Annotated in this window: 22 protein-coding genes, 1 tRNA gene and 2 riboswitches; of the genes, 10 read left to right on the top strand and 13 right to left on the bottom strand. The window is 33.1% G+C overall.

Annotation, left to right across the window (positions count from 1 at the left end):
* Positions 1 to 175 precede the first annotated feature (175 nt).
* The gene (locus N3C_RS06545) at positions 176 to 847 is read left to right on the top strand and encodes a DUF2161 family putative PD-(D/E)XK-type phosphodiesterase (protein ID WP_074365260.1); all 672 of its coding nucleotides are present in this window, start codon (positions 176 to 178) and stop codon (positions 845 to 847) included.
* Positions 848 to 1032: 185 nt separating this feature from the next.
* Positions 1033 to 1170: a hypothetical protein gene (locus N3C_RS15000; protein WP_178377782.1), complete on the top strand. Its 138-nt coding sequence runs from the start codon at positions 1033 to 1035 to the stop codon at positions 1168 to 1170.
* 34 nt (positions 1171 to 1204) lie between these two features.
* Here N3C_RS15000 and N3C_RS06550 read toward each other — a convergent pair whose 3' ends face one another.
* Positions 1205 to 2197, bottom strand: coding sequence for a S66 family peptidase (locus N3C_RS06550; protein ID WP_074365261.1), 993 nt, complete (start codon positions 2195 to 2197; stop codon positions 1205 to 1207).
* A gap of 202 nt (positions 2198 to 2399) precedes the next feature.
* A riboswitch (THF riboswitch) is annotated at positions 2400 to 2500 on the top strand.
* Between the two features lie 194 nt (positions 2501 to 2694).
* Here N3C_RS06550 and N3C_RS06555 point away from each other — a divergent pair.
* Positions 2695 to 3477, top strand: coding sequence for an ECF transporter S component (locus N3C_RS06555; RefSeq protein WP_074365262.1), 783 nt, complete (start codon positions 2695 to 2697; stop codon positions 3475 to 3477).
* 281 nt (positions 3478 to 3758) lie between these two features.
* Here N3C_RS06555 and N3C_RS06560 read toward each other — a convergent pair whose 3' ends face one another.
* The 12 genes from N3C_RS06560 to N3C_RS06610 all read right to left on the bottom strand — a co-directional run bounded on the left by N3C_RS06560 (position 3759) and on the right by N3C_RS06610 (position 11064).
* Positions 3759 to 3953 (bottom strand): DUF4250 domain-containing protein, encoded by a 195-nt coding sequence (locus N3C_RS06560; RefSeq protein ID WP_074365263.1) that lies wholly within the window; start codon positions 3951 to 3953, stop codon positions 3759 to 3761.
* A 16-nt stretch (positions 3954 to 3969) separates the two neighbouring features.
* On the bottom strand, positions 3970 to 4887 hold the full coding sequence (locus N3C_RS06565) for a ribonuclease Z (RefSeq protein ID WP_074365264.1): 918 nt from the start codon (positions 4885 to 4887) through the stop codon (positions 3970 to 3972).
* Positions 4888 to 5058: 171 nt separating this feature from the next.
* Complete coding sequence (locus tag N3C_RS06570; RefSeq protein WP_074365265.1) at positions 5059 to 5265, bottom strand: helix-turn-helix domain-containing protein; 207 nt, start codon at positions 5263 to 5265, stop codon at positions 5059 to 5061.
* Between the two features lie 11 nt (positions 5266 to 5276).
* Entirely contained in the window at positions 5277 to 5888 is a 612-nt protein-coding gene (locus N3C_RS06575) for a DUF2975 domain-containing protein (RefSeq protein ID WP_074365266.1), read from the bottom strand.
* A gap of 413 nt (positions 5889 to 6301) precedes the next feature.
* Positions 6302 to 7522, bottom strand: a complete 1221-nt coding sequence (locus tag N3C_RS06580; RefSeq protein ID WP_074365267.1) for a chloride channel protein — start codon at positions 7520 to 7522, stop codon at positions 6302 to 6304.
* A gap of 47 nt (positions 7523 to 7569) precedes the next feature.
* A riboswitch (Fluoride riboswitch) is annotated at positions 7570 to 7643 on the bottom strand.
* Positions 7644 to 7820: 177 nt separating this feature from the next.
* The gene (locus tag N3C_RS15005) at positions 7821 to 7970 is read right to left on the bottom strand and encodes a hypothetical protein (RefSeq protein ID WP_178377783.1); all 150 of its coding nucleotides are present in this window, start codon (positions 7968 to 7970) and stop codon (positions 7821 to 7823) included.
* Positions 7971 to 7992: 22 nt separating this feature from the next.
* Positions 7993 to 8484 carry a YfbM family protein gene (locus N3C_RS06585; protein ID WP_083604453.1) on the bottom strand — a complete coding sequence of 164 codons (492 nt, stop codon included), beginning with the start codon at positions 8482 to 8484 and terminating at the stop codon, positions 7993 to 7995.
* Between the two features lie 54 nt (positions 8485 to 8538).
* On the bottom strand, positions 8539 to 8721 hold the full coding sequence (locus tag N3C_RS06590) for a hypothetical protein (protein ID WP_074365269.1): 183 nt from the start codon (positions 8719 to 8721) through the stop codon (positions 8539 to 8541).
* A 140-nt stretch (positions 8722 to 8861) separates the two neighbouring features.
* The gene (locus N3C_RS06595; protein WP_178377784.1) at positions 8862 to 9038 is read right to left on the bottom strand and encodes a GNAT family N-acetyltransferase; all 177 of its coding nucleotides are present in this window, start codon (positions 9036 to 9038) and stop codon (positions 8862 to 8864) included.
* A gap of 77 nt (positions 9039 to 9115) precedes the next feature.
* Complete coding sequence (locus N3C_RS06600) at positions 9116 to 9673, bottom strand: NUDIX hydrolase (RefSeq protein WP_074365321.1); 558 nt, start codon at positions 9671 to 9673, stop codon at positions 9116 to 9118.
* A 50-nt stretch (positions 9674 to 9723) separates the two neighbouring features.
* Entirely contained in the window at positions 9724 to 10209 is a 486-nt protein-coding gene (locus tag N3C_RS06605) for a GNAT family N-acetyltransferase (RefSeq protein ID WP_074365270.1), read from the bottom strand.
* 114 nt (positions 10210 to 10323) lie between these two features.
* Entirely contained in the window at positions 10324 to 11064 is a 741-nt protein-coding gene (locus N3C_RS06610; protein WP_074365271.1) for a DUF6199 family natural product biosynthesis protein, read from the bottom strand.
* Between the two features lie 342 nt (positions 11065 to 11406).
* On the opposite strand from N3C_RS06610, the gene N3C_RS06615 reads away from it, so the two are divergent.
* The 7 genes from N3C_RS06615 to N3C_RS06645 all read left to right on the top strand — a co-directional run bounded on the left by N3C_RS06615 (position 11407) and on the right by N3C_RS06645 (position 20250).
* Positions 11407 to 12654, top strand: coding sequence for an exonuclease SbcCD subunit D (locus tag N3C_RS06615; protein ID WP_074365272.1), 1248 nt, complete (start codon positions 11407 to 11409; stop codon positions 12652 to 12654).
* The gene (locus N3C_RS06620; protein WP_074365273.1) at positions 12654 to 16187 is read left to right on the top strand and encodes an AAA family ATPase; all 3534 of its coding nucleotides are present in this window, start codon (positions 12654 to 12656) and stop codon (positions 16185 to 16187) included. The genes N3C_RS06615 and N3C_RS06620 overlap by 1 nt, the downstream gene beginning before the upstream one ends.
* A gap of 118 nt (positions 16188 to 16305) precedes the next feature.
* Positions 16306 to 17532 (top strand): PAS domain-containing sensor histidine kinase, encoded by a 1227-nt coding sequence (locus N3C_RS06625; protein WP_074365274.1) that lies wholly within the window; start codon positions 16306 to 16308, stop codon positions 17530 to 17532.
* A 120-nt stretch (positions 17533 to 17652) separates the two neighbouring features.
* Positions 17653 to 17729 (top strand) — tRNA-Arg (locus N3C_RS06630).
* 176 nt (positions 17730 to 17905) lie between these two features.
* Positions 17906 to 18427, top strand: coding sequence for a hypothetical protein (locus N3C_RS06635; protein WP_074365275.1), 522 nt, complete (start codon positions 17906 to 17908; stop codon positions 18425 to 18427).
* A 257-nt stretch (positions 18428 to 18684) separates the two neighbouring features.
* Positions 18685 to 19551, top strand: a complete 867-nt coding sequence (locus tag N3C_RS06640) for a GNAT family N-acetyltransferase (protein WP_074365276.1) — start codon at positions 18685 to 18687, stop codon at positions 19549 to 19551.
* Positions 19552 to 19806: 255 nt separating this feature from the next.
* Positions 19807 to 20250, top strand: a complete 444-nt coding sequence (locus tag N3C_RS06645; protein ID WP_074365277.1) for a hypothetical protein — start codon at positions 19807 to 19809, stop codon at positions 20248 to 20250.
* Positions 20251 to 20256: the final 6 nt, after the last annotated feature.

The following is a 20256-nucleotide window of genomic DNA, read 5'->3' on the forward strand; positions in this document are numbered from 1 at the left end:
AAACAGTTTCGTAAATTATAACATAATTTATCAGGTAAAGAAATACAGAACATAATCTTTATTAATAAGGGTCCACTTTTATGGGTTTTTATTCCTGTAATACCCCATAATTTTTTGTAGAAAACTTAATCAATCAGTATAATATAGTTAAGAATAAATAAAAAGGTGTGAAATAATGAAGGATGAAATAAAGGAGGAGGATTTATACCCTCCAGTGAAAGAATATTTCCAAGCTTTAGGCTACAAGGTTAATGGAGAGGTAAGAGGCTGTGATATTACAGCGCTAAAGGAAGAAGAACTTATTATTATAGAGTTAAAGAAAAACCTCACAGTAAATCTATTAACTCAGGCAGTTATTAGACAGCGTACTGCGGATCTTGTTTATATAGCTATACCAAAGCCTAAAAGATTTAAGATTAATGCTAAGTGGAAGGATACATTACATTTATTAAGGCGATTGGAACTAGGTTTAATTTTAGTGCATATAAAAGATGGATTAAGTACTGTAGAAGTGGTCCAGGAGCCTGTACCTTTTGATAGAAATAAGAGCATACAGCTAAATAAGAAGAAAAGAAAACTCTTAATAAAGGAGATAGAAGGAAGAAATATAGATTTAAATAAAGGAGGAAGCAGGGGTAAAAAATTGGTGACTGCTTATAGAGAAGCTGCTATATTAATAGCTTCCTGTTTAGACCTATATGGACCTTTATCTACAAAGGAGCTTAGGTCCCTTGGCAGTGATAATAAAAAGACAACTTCTATTTTAAATCAAAATTATTATGGTTGGTTTGAAAGGCTAGAAAAGGGGGTATATAAGCTTACTGAAGAAGGTAAGAAGGATTTGTAGCAATATCCCGAATTAGTAAAATACTATAAGGATAAAATAAAAAATAAAGTTATGGAAGCTGACAAGATAGCTAACCGTTAAATTTCATCTCAAAATAATAAATGTATAATTAACTTAAAATTTGAAACAATATAAATATAAATAACAAAGTAACCGCCTGCTATAATAATGTGAGGTGATAACAAATGAAGAAGTGGAAAACTATAATACTATTAACCCTATCTGTGCATATTATGCCCTTATTAGGATTGAATATGCTTGAAAATGGAATGGACATAAAAGATACCTTTAGAATATATGTGACAAAACCATTGAAATTATAAAAATCGAGCTTTTAATTTGCTCGATTTTCTAAAATTAAAATTCTATAATTGATACCTTTTTTTCTGTTGCATTTAATTCAATAGTAGCTCCTATTGGTAAGGTGAACATTGGATGGGTATGGCAGCAATCGAAGTCTGCGATAAAAGGTAGTTTTTTATCTCCTAATACTTCTAACAATACTTCATAGGGCTTTCTACCAGTATTTAAATCATCAAACAACTCATGTTTTCCTAGAATTATTCCAGAAACCTTATCAAAGACTCCGTTTAATTTTAAAAGCGAAAAACTTCTTTCTATAGTGGCAATATTTTTTAAAGAATCTTCAATAAAAAGTATGTCTCCCTCTTTTATTTCCGGCATATACTTGCTGCCCCATATTCCCGCCATTGTATTTAAGTTTCCTCCTATAATTCTGCCTCTAGCAACACCATCATAAACGGTTATCCAAGAATTTTCATGTTTTTCCTTACTTCTATCCTGTGTCTCCCAGTTAATATATTCATCTGTCCAATATTTAGGCATATCAAGGACATGGGGAGTTTTTGTATCATCCATAGTAATTTCCTTAAAATATTTGTATGTATAGTCCACAAAGGGCGGCAGTTCTCCAAAAGATGCAACTAATGCAGGTCCATAATAGGTACTTATTCCAGTTTGTGCATATATAGCTAATAAAATTGCAGTAACATCAGAGTAACCTATGATTATTTTAGGATCTTTTTTGAAGGACTCATAATCTATATAGGGAAGTATAGAATTTGAATTCATACCACCAATGGTAGACATAATACATCTAACCTTTGGATTTCTAATTAACTCATTTAATTCTTCTGCCCTTTCTTGAATGTTTCCAGATCTATAAAAATCATGTTTTCCTGTAAGGTTACCTTCTATAATTTTAAAACCCTTATCCTGAAGGTATTTTTTTGCTCTTTCAAACCTTTTAGGGCAGGAGCAGGTTATAGGAGATGATGGTGAAAAAATACCAATATTGTCTCCAATCTTTAATTTTGGCACATAGCTCATAGCAAAATCTCCTTTAGCTTAAGATCTTTTTCGCATAAAACTAACTTATTTTGACATTTATTCTTCTTTAGCTTAGGAGAATTATAACACAATATAAAAAAAATGTCTCTTATTCTATAAAAGTAATAAAATAAATGTAGACAAGCAATATACCCTATGTTATAATGTGGTTAAGTTAAAAGTAAATAGAAATGTAAGCTGTAGCAGAGCAGGTATTACGCGTTAAGTGTTAGAGGATGGGAGTATAGCCTCTAAACGAAAAACCTAAATTTAGGTTTGCGATGTAATATTTCATCCACTGTTACGTTAAAAGGTCTTTCTTTCTTTTTAATGTAACAAGATAAAAGGAAGGAAAGACCTTTTATCTTGTTACTAAGTAAACTTAACATAGGAAAGGTCCATAAAACATGTTTTGCCACAGCAGAGTTTCTAGTTCTTATAACTTGGTCTTTTTATCAAAAATCAAAATTGAACTAAGATATTAAGGGGGTTTTTTTATGGACAAAAACAAACAAAAAGATTACATTAGAAAGGTTGTATTTACTGGAGTTATCATAGCTATGGCTCTAGCAGTAAGAACCTTTAGCCAGATGGTATACATAGGTGGGGTACCAGCTATGAGAATTGGTATATCTGGTATATTTTCTAAAATTCCAGCTTTGCTTTTTGGACCATTGTTTGGGGGAATAACTGGTGCCATAGTTGATGTTATAGGATTTCTTATGAAGCCTACAGGTGCCTACTTACCTTGGTACACTCTCACCGCTATTATGTCTGGTGTACTAATAGCTATACTATGGAAGAACATAAAGCGGTTTAATGCGGAAAGCTTTCAAAAGATATTTATAATCATATTTATCCTCATAGGAGTTATTGGACTAGTTAATCATATATGCTTTTTATTCTACCAAGACTCCAATTGGGCTCAGTTTATTGGTTCCTTGAAAAATAAATATTTTGCTATATATGGCCTTGAAATTTTGTCAGTGGTAGGGATATTACTCTTCTTTATTGATTGGGCCATAAGAAAAAAGTTCAAAGTAGAATTTGTACATAAATATTCTCTAAAGCTACTAATTGCAGTAGGTATACCTGGTCTTATAGAGACTACTATTAATACCTTTATAATACTTGCTACTTGGGTAGGAGTTAATAAGCCAGGCTTTATAGTGTTCTGGATACCTAGATTTATTGAGCAGATAGGTCAGACCATACTACAGGCCTACACTATTCCATTTATCCTGTATGCTTATGAGAAATTTGCTGTAAAGAAAGATTAATAGTAAATGCCGGTTTGTAGCCTTTCCATGCAAACCGGCAATTTTTATATCTTTTGGACTTGGAATTTGTCTGCTGCCTTTTCCTCGCTTTTTTAGCTTTTAAAGGTAGGATAGCACTTTTTCAAATATATTGCTTTGATTTAAAAAATGTTGATAAATAAGCGAAAGAATAGGACAAGCAATAGGGAGCATTTTTTATGTAAAAAAAGACTGTTGCATAACTAGCAAACTAGTTATTGTGCAACAGCTCTCATTCTAACATGTATTTGTGGTAGATAATATTATATGGCTACGAACTGATTGCTTTCCTTATTATAAGTATATCCTACGGTCTTTAATTTATCTTCAATAACAGAAGGGTTTACATCCCAATCATCACATAGGCTATCTAAGGAAGAATAAAAATCTCTAAGCTTCATATTAACCATACTTAGAAGCATATAAGGATCCATTGCTAAAATTCTTTCTAAATCCATTCTATAAATACTCCTTTCAACTATTTTGAGGGAAGGTTAATTTTTTGGTTAGTCTATCTGAACCTATAACTGTATTACTAAAGATGCTGGAGGCATTTTCAATGTAGTCCTCTGGGTTAGATAGAGAAGGACTAAAGTGAGTGAGCCATAGTTCTTTTACATTTGCATCCCTAGCTATAGTAGCAGCTTCGCTAAAGAGCATATGCTTATTTTTTATAGCCTTATCAATTTCATTATCCTCAGCATACATACCTTCTGCAATAAGCAGGTCGCTATCCTTTACAAACTCTATCAGACCATCAAAGGGTCTTGTATCGGTAAAGTAGCTTAGCTTTAAACCTTGACGACTTTCACCTAAAACCATATCTGGATGGTAGGTTATCCCGTCCTGTTCCACAGTTTCGCCCTTTTGAAGCTTACTCCATAGGGTTACAGGAATATTGTTTGCTCTAGCCTTGTTAGGATCAAATTTTCTTGCTCTTGCTACGTATATACTGTAACCAACACAGCTTACAGTATGATCTAGAGCTAGGCTATGTATAGATAAATCATCTATACTTAAATTTATTCCGCCCTCTAAATTAGCTTCTATAAAGTTTATATCATAAGGAAGCTGAGGACACAAAACCCTAAGACCATTAAGAATCTTAAGAAAGCCCGGTGGTCCAATTATAGTTAAAGGCTCTTCTCGCTCTGAATTTGCTATGGTTAGCAGTAAACCAGGTAAACCTACCACATGATCTGCATGGGCATGAGTAAAACAAATCACATCTATGGTTTTAAAGCCCCAGCCTAGAATTTTCATAGACACCTGGGTACCTTCGCCACAATCTATTAATATTTTTCTTCCATTATAGGATAGGAGTAGGGATGTAAGTCCCCGCTGAGGAACGGGTAAACTGCCTCCACAACCTAATAAGCAAAGATCTAACATGTATATCAGTCCTTTTGTTTATTAACACTTGTAAATATTCTGAGAGTAGGAGGAATAATATTTTCATTCCGTTATATTATATCTAAAGTTAACCATAATTAAAATTAACTTTAAGCCAATATCTTATATTTTACAGTATATATTCTATCAAAATATATAAGGTTTAAGTCACTAATCCTCTACATATTCAAAAAGATCTCCAGGCTGACATTTTAAAACCTTACATATGGCATTCATTGTTTCAAATCTTATACCCTTCATTTTTCCGTTTTTTAAATTAGATAAGTTCACATTGGTCATATTAACCTTCTCTGATAACTGGTTTAAGGATATTTTTCTGTCAGCCATTATTCTGTCCAATCTGACTACTATAGCCATATTATGACCTCCTATGCAATCTGTTCAATTTCTTCTTGAAGGTAATTACCATATTTAAATACTTCCGATATAATGCCTAATAATACTGCCATCATAAATGCGAAAAAGTCCATTTGAGAGAATACTATAGTTGTATTGCCGAAAGTTACAGCTTTTATAACATCTTCAACCAATGCTGGTACGCATGATAAAAGTAGTGTTAAAAGTGACATTATTCTTAAAGTTCTTATATTATTTTTGCAGAAAGGCTTAAATATATTTTTTAATATAAGATAAGCAAAATAGAAGATTACAGCCATAAAAGGTCTTCTAATAAGAACAGCTATGCCAGCTGCTATATGGCATATTTTAACGTTAATATTTCCATTTGAATCTACATATGCCAGGTATTCATTATAATCCACAGGACCTTGATTTTCACCATCCATAAATAAGCAGTAATTTCCTTTATCTTTTCCATCATTAAGTATTTTAACCTCAAAGGCCTGAGAATTCTTGTTAGAAAGCTTTATAATATCTACTAATGAGGCCACAGAACTAGCTAACATTATTAATACTATTATTAATGTAATAATACCATCAGTTTTAACACCTTTCTTTAATTTATTAATTCTTTCTTCCATCTCAATTGTCCTTCCTCTATACTGATAATTTCAAAGTTATATTAGCATGAAGAATTTACCTATGTCAATATAAATTTAAAGTAATACTTTAAATATTTATAGTTAAGATTATAATTTTTAAAATATAGATTTAAGATTCAAAAGTCATTAGACTTTTATTAAAAACTATTGGACATGAAAGTCAGCGGGAGAAATGTAAATCGTTTTGCAATGTTCAATAATGAGGGAGTTAACATTTTTCTGATGAATGTATATAAGGAATAGATTGGAGACCTAGTAGGATATCAATTTAAGAAGATTCTTTTAGAAATTCATCAGGTGATTATTATTTAAGAAGAACATTGAATACATTGAAAGATTAATGTTAAAATCCTTCCCTGTGCTCAATGTCCTCCCAGAACTCATTACATTTATTAAAAGTTATTTAAAATCTTTTGCGAAGAATAGATTGACTTATTTCCGTTGAAAACGTAAGCTATGGATGAAACTACAAAGAAATGGGGTAGGTAATCAAATCCAAATATTTCTCCACCAATAAAAATAGGAGCAAGAATTGTATTGGTACCACTACCAAATAGAGCAACATAGCCAAGAGCTGCTACAAATTCAATTGGCAAGCCGAAAATTGGTGCTATAATAGCGCCCAGACTTGCACCTATAGAAAATAGGGGTGTTACCTCACCGCCCTGAAAACCAACGCTGAGGGTTAAAATTGTAAGTATAAATTTAAGTATCCAGTCATATCCATAGACCTTACCATTAGAAAAAGCCGCTGTTATCAAATTTGATCCTAAACCAGAATATCTACCTTTATGTAAAAGCAGAAATAAAACACTTAATATACAACCCATAATAAAAATCCTTAAAATAGGATTACTAATACTTTTACTGAAGAACTTTTTAGAAAAATTCAAAGCATAAGCAAATAGACCTCCAATAATACCAAAAAGAATACCTAAAAGGACAATTTTTAGAATTAAATATACATTTAGTTCTAATGAGCAATTTAAATTTACAACAGACTTTTCAAGACCTAAGGCCAGTGATGTATAGTTGGCTACAAAAGCTGCTATTATACAAGGAAACAAAGCAGAATATTCAACTACACCAGCAGTAAGAAGCTCCATGGCGAAGAAGATGGCAGCTAGAGGGGTATGGAACAGTCCAGCAAAGCCTGCAGCCATACCAGTTATAAGTAGGATTTTAGATTTATTATCCTTAAGACCTAATTTTCTTCCTACAGCGTGTCCAACAGTCCCTCCTATCTGAACAGCTACACCTTCACGGCCAGCACTACCCCCAAATAGATGGGTTATCCATGTACTAACCATAGCTAAAGGCACTAATCTCTTTGGTATAGTTTCTTTCTCATCAAATCCAGCTGAAAAAATTAGGGACATTCCTTTTATGCTATTTTTGCCTATTTTAGAATAAGTAAAGGCTATAAGTATACCAGCTACTGGAAGAAAGGGGGTCAATAGAAAGACATGATTACTTCTTATATTGGTTACTTCTAATAAAACTTTACCAAAAACAGTTTCAATTGTGCCAACTATAAGTCCTATAATGATAGCAATAAGGCCTAATAAAAATACATCCTTATAATTGATTAAGATCTTTTTCAAGGTTAACATTTTTGTTACTCCCTTCTTTTTCAAAAATAAAAAGCTAATAACCCTGTAAGAAAACAGAAGTCATTAGCGTTAAATGCGGTTTAGGTATAAACCAAGGGAGAACTTCATTCCCCTTGATGATTGTAGCAAATAATGAAATTCAATTCAACGATGGATATGCTTGAATACTTGTCCTATGAACTTATATTATATGATTAATGCAATCTTTTATGGACATTTCTTATTATTGATACAGATTATTTACTTCATTGTTATCAGATATTATACTTATGAAAATTAGAAATCATCTTATATTCTATTATTCTATGGTATCAAGATCATTATTAATAAACATTAAGTTTATTCGTATTAAAGTATCAAAATGTAGCATAAGTACTAAAAGAAGTGCCACGTTACTCATATTCTTTATAAATCCTCTCATTTCAACCTTTTTAAGAAAAGTGTCCATATTCAGTGCTTATGCATAAGAATTAATAGATGCTTACTACAATATTAGCCTTCTTCGCCAAAGCTTTCTTATAGAAATTAAGCAAGTTAGTATATTCCTGAATCAATTCATCACATAAGCTATCTTTTTCATTATCATCCCATATAGCAGGATAAATTTCTGACTCTCTTAATTTTGAAGTGTCAAAGTTACTTCTTAATTCAATAACATCTACCTTCTCTAATGCCTTAACAATATGGTTCAAATCTTCTGTTTCAATGTAAGTAATAAAGTCTGCATCCTCATCATTAAACAAGGTTACTCCAACAATTGCTTCGCTGAGTCTGTGCCCTTCAATAGGTTGACAAGCTGACTTGCCTGTCAGTATGAAGTGTAATCCATCCCATAGTTTGTCTATGTCGTAAACCTCATTTTCCTCACATAATTTCTCAAGGCTTTCAATTAAGTCATCATTTTCTAAGCCTATTAGACTGTCTAATGTTGATTTGTCTACCATCATATATTGACCTAACATACCAATTGTATAAGTACCTCCTATATTATTGATTTTCTTTATATGTTATAACATCTAAAACAAGCCAGAGATTAATATAAAATAATCTCTGGCCTGTGCTTGATGTCTTTGGTATTTAATTTGTTTTTCTATAAAAACATCCCTAAGCTTTTTTACAGTTTCTATATCTATCTCTTCACCCCTAGAGGTCTTTGCTTTTACATCTATTACACTAGTTTTGTCATTAATAGTAAGCATCTAAGATAGCCCAAGGAATCCATAAAAAGGGTTCCTTATCTTCAGTCTCTTCATTTTTACTCAAAATAGTACTTATATCAGGGAAGAAATCACATATGAAACTGCTAGCAGATAAAATTCCATATAGTCACCAACATTCTTTAAGATATTTCCATCCAATACCTCTGAACTATCTCGCCATCCTGACAAACCTCATTTTCTAATATTCCACCATTACTCTTAATAGTGCCAGCAGAAGCAAGATTAGTCTTATCGCAGGTAATAAGCACTTTATTTAGTCCTAGCTTTTTTGCTATGGGTAAGGCAATAGAAAGCATCTTGCCTCCATAGCCCTTGTCACTAGAAAGTTCAGCTCAATTTTTCATTAATTCTGTATACTCTAAGTTGTTTCTTCTTATAGCTCTTTTATTTTAGATACTATTTTGCTATATATCTTCTTCATGTGTGACTCATTAGACCAAGCGTTTATCTCATCCAAGGGAATCCACATGACGCCGCTATTTTCATCAGGCTTTATTGTAAGCTGATCATTTTCGTCAGCCTCAATTAAATATGCCGCTGATATGTGTAGATGGGGTGCAACGTACTTTCCTTTTTTAACATGGCCTAATACGGGGATAAGATCTAGTGAAAAAATATCCTCCAGTATTGGGCGAAGATTGATGACCCCGGTTTCTTCTCTTGCTTCTTTTAGTGCAACTTTTAGAAGATCTTCTTCGCCATCGGCGTGGCCGCCGGTCCAAGCCCAGGAGTTATAGATGTTATGATGTATCATCAAGGTCTTATGTCTATTTTTATTAATAATAAAGGCGGAGCTTGTCATATGCACCAATTCATTAGACCTTGTTAACATATCGCTGAAGATGTAGCTATATTTTAAGGTAAGCTCCTTATCTTTTGCTTCCTGTTCGTTATAAGGGGTGTATCTTTTTATTGCTTCAAGCCAGTTCATTAGCATCATTCCCTTCTGTGAAATAAGTTTAACCTATAGGACTGCAACTATTATAATATTAATTGATAGGTAACAATATCTAAAAATCTGCCGAACTTGTATCCTACCTCTTTCACACATCCACAATAGGTAAAGCCAAATTTTTCGTGAAACTTACAGCTCACTTCATTATCAGCAGTTATTACTGATATAACAGTATGAAGTTTTTTATTTTCCCTAGCAAGCTTAAGAATGGCTTTCATTAGCTCTGATCCTATTCCTCTACCTTGGTAGTCCTTGTGAATATAGATGGAAAGCTCCACGCTGCTATCATAGGCCTTCTTGGGACGGTAGGGGGACAAAGAGGCATAACCTACTACTCGTCCCTCTGTTTCGTAGACAATAATAGGATGATTTTCTCCATGGTCATTAAACCACTGAGTTCTATCCTCTAAGGTTTTAGGTTCTAAATCAAAGGTAGCGATGCCATTTAGTATTTCCTCATTATAAATTTCTAATATAAAAGGAAGATCTTCCTTTACTGCAAATCTTATCATAGGTCATTCCTCCAAAATCTTTTTTAAAATAGGTCGTTTTTATTTATAGCATATGTTGATACATTCGGTATAACTTCCTAAATACAACGTTCCTTTTTAAGTTCATTTCAGTTTTTATATAATTGCCACTATCATCAAAATTATAGAAATGACAGGGCACACGTACCAGCATATCCTCTGCATAAAGGTATAAAAATCTGAAGGCTCAGGTTTTTCCACAGTCCACATATATCTAAGTGTAAAGAAGAATAAGGGGAATTTTATATCTATAAGGATAATAGTAAGAATAATGAGGGCAATTAATAAAATATAAAAATTTCCCTTACGGCTATCCACAGTAGAGGTTGCAAAATCCGTAGTAGTGCTTATGGATACTTTATAATTTGCTATAAATGGATTTTGACCTTCTACTACAGGATTTAAATAACCTTCAAAAACAGGATTTTTATTCTCGTCTAAAAGTATTTGACTATCCTTATCATAGTAACCTCCGGTAAAAACAAGGTTGCCAGCTTCGTCCTTTATGTTTTCGATAGTAAGAAGGGAGTCATTATTGTCTATGCTATCATTTTTAAAGTTGATAGTATATTCTTTTTTTATATTGTTAGGAAGCTCATAAATTACCTCTACACTTTTAGGAGAAGATGAAAGCTCCTTTACAGTAATTTTAATATCTCCATATTTATTTGAACCAATATATTGGATTTGAGAATGAGAAGTTTCTTTTTTTAGAAAGGTATCTTCAAAGTAAGCGCCAGTAGTGAAAAAAATCTTTAAATAAAAAGCTAACAAGGCTAGTACAATCACAGATAATAGAATTTTTATGGGTATACTTTTGGAAATAACATTTTTCATAATCATTTTCCTCCGATTATAATTGGGCTGCCACATAAGTTTTGAAATTTGCATACCTTGTGACAGCTCAAAGATAATGTTCTTGTTTTTTCTATAAATTACTATAATTATATATTAAACATAAGCTTGTCACAATGGATAAAAAAGCTTGAGAATAAAAATTACCTTCCCATAATTAAATATTTGCTTGCTATGAATATAAGCTAAATTTTATGTAAAGAATTGAGGTTTACCCATAGAATTTTTATTAAATAAAACGTATCATTATAGTATAGAATTTTGTTAGTGAAGGCTAATTTGTTCAAAGGAAAGGGGGGCAGCCTAGATAGGCTGTTGATAGTTATGAGAATAATGCACACATCTGATTGGCATCTTGGGAAAAACTTAGAGGGGACAAAGAACAGTAGGCTAGATGAACAGGAGAAGTTTCTAGCTGAGTTTGTAGATATAGTAGAGAAAAGCAATATAGATATGGTAATAATAGCCGGTGATATATACGATAACAGTAATCCGCCAGCAATGGCAGAGAAGCTTTTTTATGAGACTTTAAAGAAGTTATCTAACGGTGGAAACAGGGCAGTGTTAGTTATTGCCGGTAATCATGATAATCCTGAAAGGCTTATTGCTGCTGCACCCTTAGCTTCTGAGCAAGGGGTTATGATGCTTGGAACCCCTAAGTCTGTAGTAGAACCGGGTAGATACGGAAACTTTGAGGTAGTTGCTTCTGGAGAAGGATGGCTGGAGGTTCATTTAAAAGGTGAAAAGGTAGTAATCATTGCCTTGCCCTATCCTAGTGAGAAGCGCTTAAATGAAGTATTTATTGAAAAGGATTCAGATGAAGAGAGAAAGAATAGCTATTCAGAAAGAATAGGTCAGCTTTTTGAAAGTTTAAGCTCTAATTACAGAGAAGATACAATAAACATTGCCGTTTCCCATATTTACGTTATGGGTAGCGATAGAAGTGACTCAGAAAGACAGATTGAGTTAGGAGGATCTTTAGCAGTAGAGCCTTCAGCCCTTCCTAAGAAGGCTCAATATATAGCTTTAGGCCATCTTCATAGACCTCAAAGAATTAGAGGTACTAACCTAAAGGCGTATTATGCTGGATCTCCTATTCAGTATAGTAAGAGTGAAGTAGGCTACAGTAAGTCTGTGAATGTTGTAGAGCTAAAGGCAGGCTCTGAAGCTGTAGTGGAGGAAGTATATCTTAGCAATTATAAACCAATTGAAATATGGAAGTGTAAAAGTATTGATGAGGCTCTTGAAAGATGCAAGGAAAATAGTGAGCGAGATATATGGGTTTACTTAGAGATAGAGACCGATGAATATATTTCACAGGAATATATCAAGCTTATGAATGAGTATAGAAAGGACATTGTGGAGATCGTTCCTAAAATCCGTGGATTAGATCAGGAGGAAGAAGAATTCCAGAGTATAAGTGATAAGAGCATAACAGAGCTCTTTAGAGACTTTTACATTTCTCAGCGTGGAGTGGAGCCAAGGGAAGAGCTTATGGAAGTTTTTGCTGAGCTCGCCTATGAGGGAGAAGATCTTGGTGAGGAAGAGGATGAAAGGCTGGTGGAAGAATAATGAAGCCAATAAAACTTATTATAAAGGGTTTAAATAGCTTTATAGAAGAACAGATTGTAGATTTTAAAAGGCTTACGGATAAAGGACTTTTTGGTATATTTGGACCTACCGGTAGCGGAAAGTCCACCATACTAGATGCGATGACCATAGCCCTTTATGGAAATATAGCTAGAGAAGCTAAGGAATTTATAAATACCAATTGCGACTCTCTATCTGTAAGTTATGAATTTGAAATCTTACATTCTGGACAAAGAAAGACCTATTGTGCAGAAAGAGTAATCACTAGGGATAAAATTGGAAATTATAAATCTAAGCATGTAATTTTAAAAGAATACAAAGGCGGTAAATGGTTGCCTGTAGCAGAAAAAGCTAGAGAGGTTAATGAAAGCATAGAAAATATATTAGGATTAACGGCGGAAGATTTTACCCGTTCTGTAGTACTGCCCCAAGGAAAGTTTAATGAATTTTTGAAACTGACCGGTAAGGACAGGCGAAATATGCTAGAGAGGCTCTTTGGTCTAGAGCGTTTTGGCCGACAATTGGGTAATAGAATAAAGGATAAAAGAAAGACTATTAACGACAGGCTCAATCTAGTTATTGGAAGGGCTAGAACCTATGAAGATCAAGGTATAAGTGAAGATAAGTATAAGGAGCTTAAGCAGTATTTTAACCTTTTAGCTAATAGGGCAGAAGAAATTAAAAGAGAAAAGGATAATTTAGACAGGCAGTATGAGTTAAATAAGAATTTGTGGGAATTGCAACAGGAGCTTATAGAGTACGAAAATAAATATCAGCAACTAATAAGGCTGGAACCGGAAATAGAGGCTAGAAGAATGAAGCTAAAAGCCTCTCAAAATGCTTGGAAGGTTAAACCTTTCTTAGAGGCGGTGAAGGACACAGAAGAGAAGATTAGAGCCTGTAAGCTAGAAATAGAAAATCTTAATAAAAAGTTACAGCTTAGCAGTGAACAGCTTTTGAAAAAGGAGTCAGAGTATAAGATTATATTAGAGCAAAGGGAAAAGGAGCTACCTAGGCTGATTCAAAAGGAAACTAATCTTGTGGCAGCCTTAGAAAGGGTTAATAGGTTAAAGGATATTCAGGCTGAGAGACAAGTTTTATTAAAGCAATATAAGGAAAGAAAAGCCCTTCTTGATCAAGTTATCAAAAACTCAGAAACTGTTACTAATAAGCTTGCTAAAATACAAGATGAAAAGGTAGCGGTGGAAAAGAGGCTAGAAGAGATAGTAGTGGATCCCTCCTATCGTGATGACATAAATAGATTAGCGGTTTTTAAAGAAGAAGCTATAAAATTAAAGTCTTCTATTCAAGATTTAAAAGATAGGCAGGCAAAGAGAAATGAACTTATAGTTAAGCTTGAAAAGGACCTAAAGGAAGTTAAGCTTTTAAAAGAAAAGAAGTTTGGAGAAATTGCAATAACAGAAGAAAAGTTAACTAAAATTACAAAGCTACCACCGCCAAATAATAATGTCTTATTTGAAAAAAAAGATTCTATATTTAAATTAGAAAAGCTAATTGGAGAGCTAAAGACTTTTAATGAAAATAAGGAGCAAATGATAGCGGAGTTAGAGGAAATTGATAAGAAGATTCAGGTATTAAATAATAATCAGCAGCAACTTACTGGTGAGCTTAAAGAGCTCCTTGAAAAGCTGCAGTTAGTAGAAAGGGAAATCGAGGAATCTCAAAAAAGCCATATTGCCTATAAGTTGGCAGAGGAATTAAAAGAAGGGGAAGCCTGTCCGGTATGTGGTTCCATTCATCATCCTTCTCCTGCACTTCAATACAGTGATGAGCTATCAGAGAAGATACAACTAAAGGAAGAACTAATTAAGAAGGAAAAGGATCTGGAGGATAATATAAGGAAGATTGAAGTAGACAAGGAGCTGCTGCAGAAAAACCGTGAGTATATAGCTGCTTATCTAGAACCATTAGAAGCTCAATATAAGGGTTTAGAGTTAGAGAAGGTAATTGAGGAAAAGGCCAAGTTAGAAAAAGAATTTATTAGCTTAACGGAAACTATAGAACGATGGAATAAGGAAAAAGAAGATCTGGAGAAAAATTTATCCTTAGAAAAGGAAAGTAAGGTTAATATAGAGCAAAGAGAGCTTGTGCTTATAGAAAAGCTAAAGGCAGAAAAGGCTGCTTATGATGAAACAAATATAGATATAGAAAATAATGAAAATAAGCTAAAACCAGTGATGGAGGAAGTTGAAAACTTAAAAAGACTCCATAACATTGAAGATGTGGCCCTTGCACAAAAACAGCTAAAGGAAAAGGAAAAAGAGGGTCGAGAGCTACAGCAGAGGCTTAAGTTTATAAATGAGGAAATAGATAAGCTTAACAAGCAAAAGGAGGAGCTTGTAAAAAGCAAATCCACTTTAGAAGTAGAAATAGTTAAAATTACAGAAAGTGGCAAAGAAAAAAAGGCTGTAATAGACAGGGAAACAGAATATATTAAGCAACTGTCTGAAGGCAAAGAGGTTACCAGCTATCTAGAAGAAGTACGCCTTGAAAAGACAAGGTTAATAGAGTATGAAGGTAAACTAAAGGATGCTCTTGAAAAGACCAAAGAAGAAAATAGAAGCCTTAATGATAGTGTTATTAAAGCAACCACTACAAATAATTCGCTAATGCAACAATTGGCCCAGCAGAAGGAAAGATTATCACAGCAACTTAAGCTCAATGAATTTAATAGTAGTGAGGAAGTTGAAAAAAGCATTCTTCCTGAAGAAGTTATGAAGGGTGAAGAAATGCAAATAACAGCCTTTGATAATAATAAAAACAACTTAAAGGCTAATATAGACAGAATAAGTGAAAAAATTGGTAATTCAAGAATTGAAGAGCAGCAGTGGCAGCAGCTTATTGATAAAAGGGAAGAGGTAAATAAGGCCTTTGAAAATAATATTAAGGAAAGAGCAGAAATAGCTCATAGAATAAAGGAAATGGAAGTTAATCTAGCAGAATACAATGAACTGTTAAAGCAGAAAAGGGAATTAGATCATATTAGCAGCAATGTGGAAGATATAGCTAAGCTAATAGAAGGCAATAAGTTTGTAGAATTTGTTGCACTTAACCAGCTGAAATATATATGTATTGAAGCTTCAAAAAGATTGAAAGATATTACTTCCGGTAGATATGCACTAGAAATAGACAGCGCAGGAAACTTTGTAATGAGAGATGACTTTAATGGAGGAAGTCGAAGAGCTACTGGAACTCTTTCAGGGGGAGAAACCTTCTTAACTTCTCTATGTCTAGCCTTAGCCTTATCCTCACAAATACAGCTAAAGGGAAGTGCCCCCTTAGAATTCTTCTTCCTAGATGAAGGCTTTGGAACCTTGGACAATGATCTTTTAGATACAGTTATGGACTCCCTTGAAAGATTGTATTCTGATAGACTATCTGTAGGAATAATAAGCCATGTAGAGGAGATAAAAAACAGGGTGCCAATAAGGCTTATGGTAGAACCAGCACAACATGGTATAAAGGGTAGCGAGGTAAAAATTGAATTAAACTAAAATAAAAATATTACAAAAAATAGCAATATTTGGAAGGAATTCTTCAACATATGTAGAATATATAGAGCTGTTGGTAAAAATAGGATATAATATCTATATATTATGGTGAGGTATTCCAATGGAAATAATGAAGAACTACAAGAATATTTTTAATTTAGTTAGTGACAGTGTATATATAAGAAAGAAGGATACAATTATCTTTTCTAATAGTGCTGCTTCGAAAATACTTTCAGGCAGTAGCAATAATAATTTACAGGGAGTAAATATCAACAAACTCATAAGGCCTATGGGAGAATATGTACAGACCTATGAGAAATTTCTAGAAAAAATTGAAGAGGGGGAAGAGGTAAAGTCTGTTTACCTAAAAGTTATTAGATCTTATGATGGAAAAGTGCTAGATATAGAGCTTTCCGGAAAGAAGATAATCTATTACGATGAAGAGGCCTATCTTCAAATAATTAAAAATGTATCAGAAAAGCTTCAGGCTCAGAGATACATGGAAGAATATAAAAGGAGCCAAAAGCTTCTTAAAGAAGTAAAGAATACGGAAAGAGCTCAAAGGGACTTTTTCACAAACCTATCCCATGAGCTCAGAACTCCCTTAAATGTAATTATGGGGATAGTGCAATTACAGGAACAAGCCTGTAAAGCAGAGGATCTTAGTATCCTAAAAGATAGCTATAAAAAATATAATGAAGTAATAAGACAAAACTGCTACAGGCTCCTTAAGATGATTAATAATGTATTAGATATAACAAAAATAGAAGCAGGTTATTTAAAATTAAATCTAGAGAATAGGGACATTGTAAGCACTGTGGAAAACATTACCATGTCTGTAGTTGACTATGCAAAGCTTAGAGGAATTAATATAATCTTTGACACGGACACAGAGGAAAAAATCATGGCCTTTGATGCAGACTACATGGAGCGAATAATCCTCAATCTGTTGTCCAATGCTATAAAATTTACCCCTGCAGGTAAGAATATATATGTAACTATTAAGGATTTAATAGATACCATAATAATATCTGTGAGGGATGAAGGAGAAGGCATTCCACAAGACAAACAGGAAGTTATATTCAATAGATTTATTCAAGCCAGCAGCGATGATAAAAAAAGAAGAAATGGCACTGGTATAGGCCTATCCTTAGTTAAGTCCTTAGTAGAACTACATCAAGGTGCGGTAAAACTAAGTAGTAAAGAAGGAAAGGGCAGTGAATTTATAATATACCTGCCCTATACTCTAGTAGAAGAAAAAATGGAAGAGGTCAGTGCTGAAAATCTACAAGACAATAAAGAGCAGATATCCATAGAATTTTCCGACATATACGATTTAGATAGCTAACGCAAGAACAATTGAGAAGCAGCAACTATGGAAAAGAATATGCCATAATTATGTCTCATTTACCATTCGAAATTATTTGCAATTTTAAAAATCTTGTGCTATATTATTAGTGTCATTTATGCGGTGGTAGCTCAGTTGGATAGAGTAGCTGGCTACGAACCAGTTGGTCGGGGGTTCGAATCCTCTCCGCCGCACCAAGAAAACCTTGCAAATGTTGAGTTTGCAAGGTTTTTATTTTTTTGATTTTCATATTTTGCACCATAGATGTGTATAAATCATTCAAATGCTAAACTCCAAAATAAAAGTGAGAATATGAGTATAAAATTAAGTTACATATTAGATATATAGGATATTTAGGAAAGGTGGCATCTATATGAATATGAGAGAGTATTTATTTAATATGCCAGCAGAATCTATTATTTCTGTTGTGGCTAAAAAAGAAAATAGTAATGATCATGAAACCATTTTTGTTATTAAGGAAGGAAAGTATAATCTTAAAAGAATAGGTAAAGCTCCAAAGGTAAACATTAGGGGAGGAATTGTACAAGGAGAGGATGCCGCAGCTCTTGTTGTAATGTTTAACTTTAATGATCTAGAGTTTAAGTACGATTCCTGGTTTAATTATTATACAATGTACGGAAGGAAAGCAGTAACTAAATTGGCTGAACAAGAAAGTATTTTATTTGAGTGTATAGATATATCCGGAAAAACCGTTAATCAGTTTAGAATTTCAAATACAATATCTTCATTAGCTCAGAACTACATAGATATATGTAATAATTATAATCCTTGGGAAGCTCATTCATTTTATGCTCTTAAAATGATAATGTTTGATGAATGTAACTACTCAGAAGATGCTCTGTGGGATGAATTATCGGAGCAAAAATCTATATAATATTGATGATCAGAAAGCATTTTATATTATTGGTAATGAGATAATCTACAAAGTATTTGAAATTTAGAAATAAAATGTTATATAATGTACAAAATAATAATGGCCGGGTAAATATATAATGATGAGAGCCAACTAGCTATTGTTATGCCTAATAGACATAATCTGTACAAGCTTCCTAAAAAGGCATTTTTCCCTTTTCTTTCAGATGAAGTAAAGGGAAGAAGAAAACAATTGTATGATAAAAGGTAGGTGAAATAATGAAATTTAAATTATATAGTGATGTGCATGAGTTCTACAAAGATACCTATGATGTACTAATGCATCACGAGGAGCAGAATGTGATTCTACTTGGCAATATTATAATGGCACAGCAAGGAAAAGATAAGTCGGAATGGAAAGATCCTGCCAATTGGCTTATGGCAACAGTTTCTGATGATAAGGACATAAGGCTTACTGCGTTAATGACACCTGCTTATAATATTACCCTTTATGCAACAGATAATATAATTGATTCGAGAGCTATAAATTGTCTCATAGATGGCCTAAAAGATTATAATATCCCTGGTGTGACCACAGAAAAAAATTTGGCAGAGTATTTTGCCAAGGAATATTCTGCTGGAAAAGGATTAACCATAAAAACGGTCATGGAACAGCGGATATATGAGCTTAAGGCAGTAAATCCAGAGGTTAAAGAATTTGGCAAACTTCGTTTATTAGAGGAAAGAGATATGAGCTTTTTCCCTTATTGGTTTGAGGGCTTTCATGCAGAAGTCAATTATGGAAATACAGAAATAACTGTTCCACAAGATCAAGAAGCATACCGCCAAAGACTTGCAACAAAACGATACTATGTTTTAGAAGTGGATGGAATACCTGTATCTATGGCAGGTTATTCAAAGATAACGGGAAAAGCTATTGTTGTATCTTATGTATATACTCCTCCATATTTTAGAGCAAAGGGTTACGCCAGCTCCTGTGTGGCACAGATAAGCCAGAGAGCATTGAATAATGGATTTAAGAAGTGTGTATTATATACGGATTTGAAAAATCCCACATCTAATAGTATTTATCAGAAAATAGGATATAGGGGGATTTGTGATTCTGTTGAGTTGAGGTTTGAATAGTAGATTATAATTATTATATGGTTGTCTTAGCAGGAATATAATGAATTAAAGGCTTATCCTCCATTTGAGGCTTACTTTGATAAGTATTTTTCAAAGGAAAAGTTATTACAGTATGATGTAAGTAAATTAGATGAACTTACAAAAGCGATTCCAAAGGTTATCCCTTTAATTGAGAATATATCAAATGCCATAACTTATGGGAATGGACCAGAATTAACAGAGCAAGATATTCCTGATTTCTCTTCTGTAGATTCAATGGATAATTTAGCAGCTAAATTGAAAATAGATCAACCCGATCCTAATATGACCAATATTACAAAGTATAACTTTATGGATATTTTTTCTGATAAGACTATTAAGGATCCTAGAGATGTAATGAAATCAATATCAATGGATGAGATTGAAAATCCTGTGGAGTTTATAAGTAGAAATCTTTCCCAAACTAATTATTGTATTAGAGCCAAAGATATGAATGATATTTGTAATAAATATGTTCAACAAGTATCAGAGCTTAAAAGCAATATAGAAAGTATTAAAAAGGAAAAATGGAAGTTAAGATATAAAAAATGGTTATATATTGGTTTGACTCTTATTTTATTGATAGTAATAAGTAAATATGAATTATTATCATATGATGTTTCCATGCTTTTATTTGGTTTATCCTTTATCTTATTAGTGCTGTACTTCTTTATTGGTTAGGGGGAT

The sequence above is a fragment of the Clostridium sp. N3C genome (assembly GCF_900095445.1).
In the GTDB taxonomy this organism is placed as follows: Bacteria; Bacillota; Clostridia; order Clostridiales; family Clostridiaceae; genus Clostridium_AU.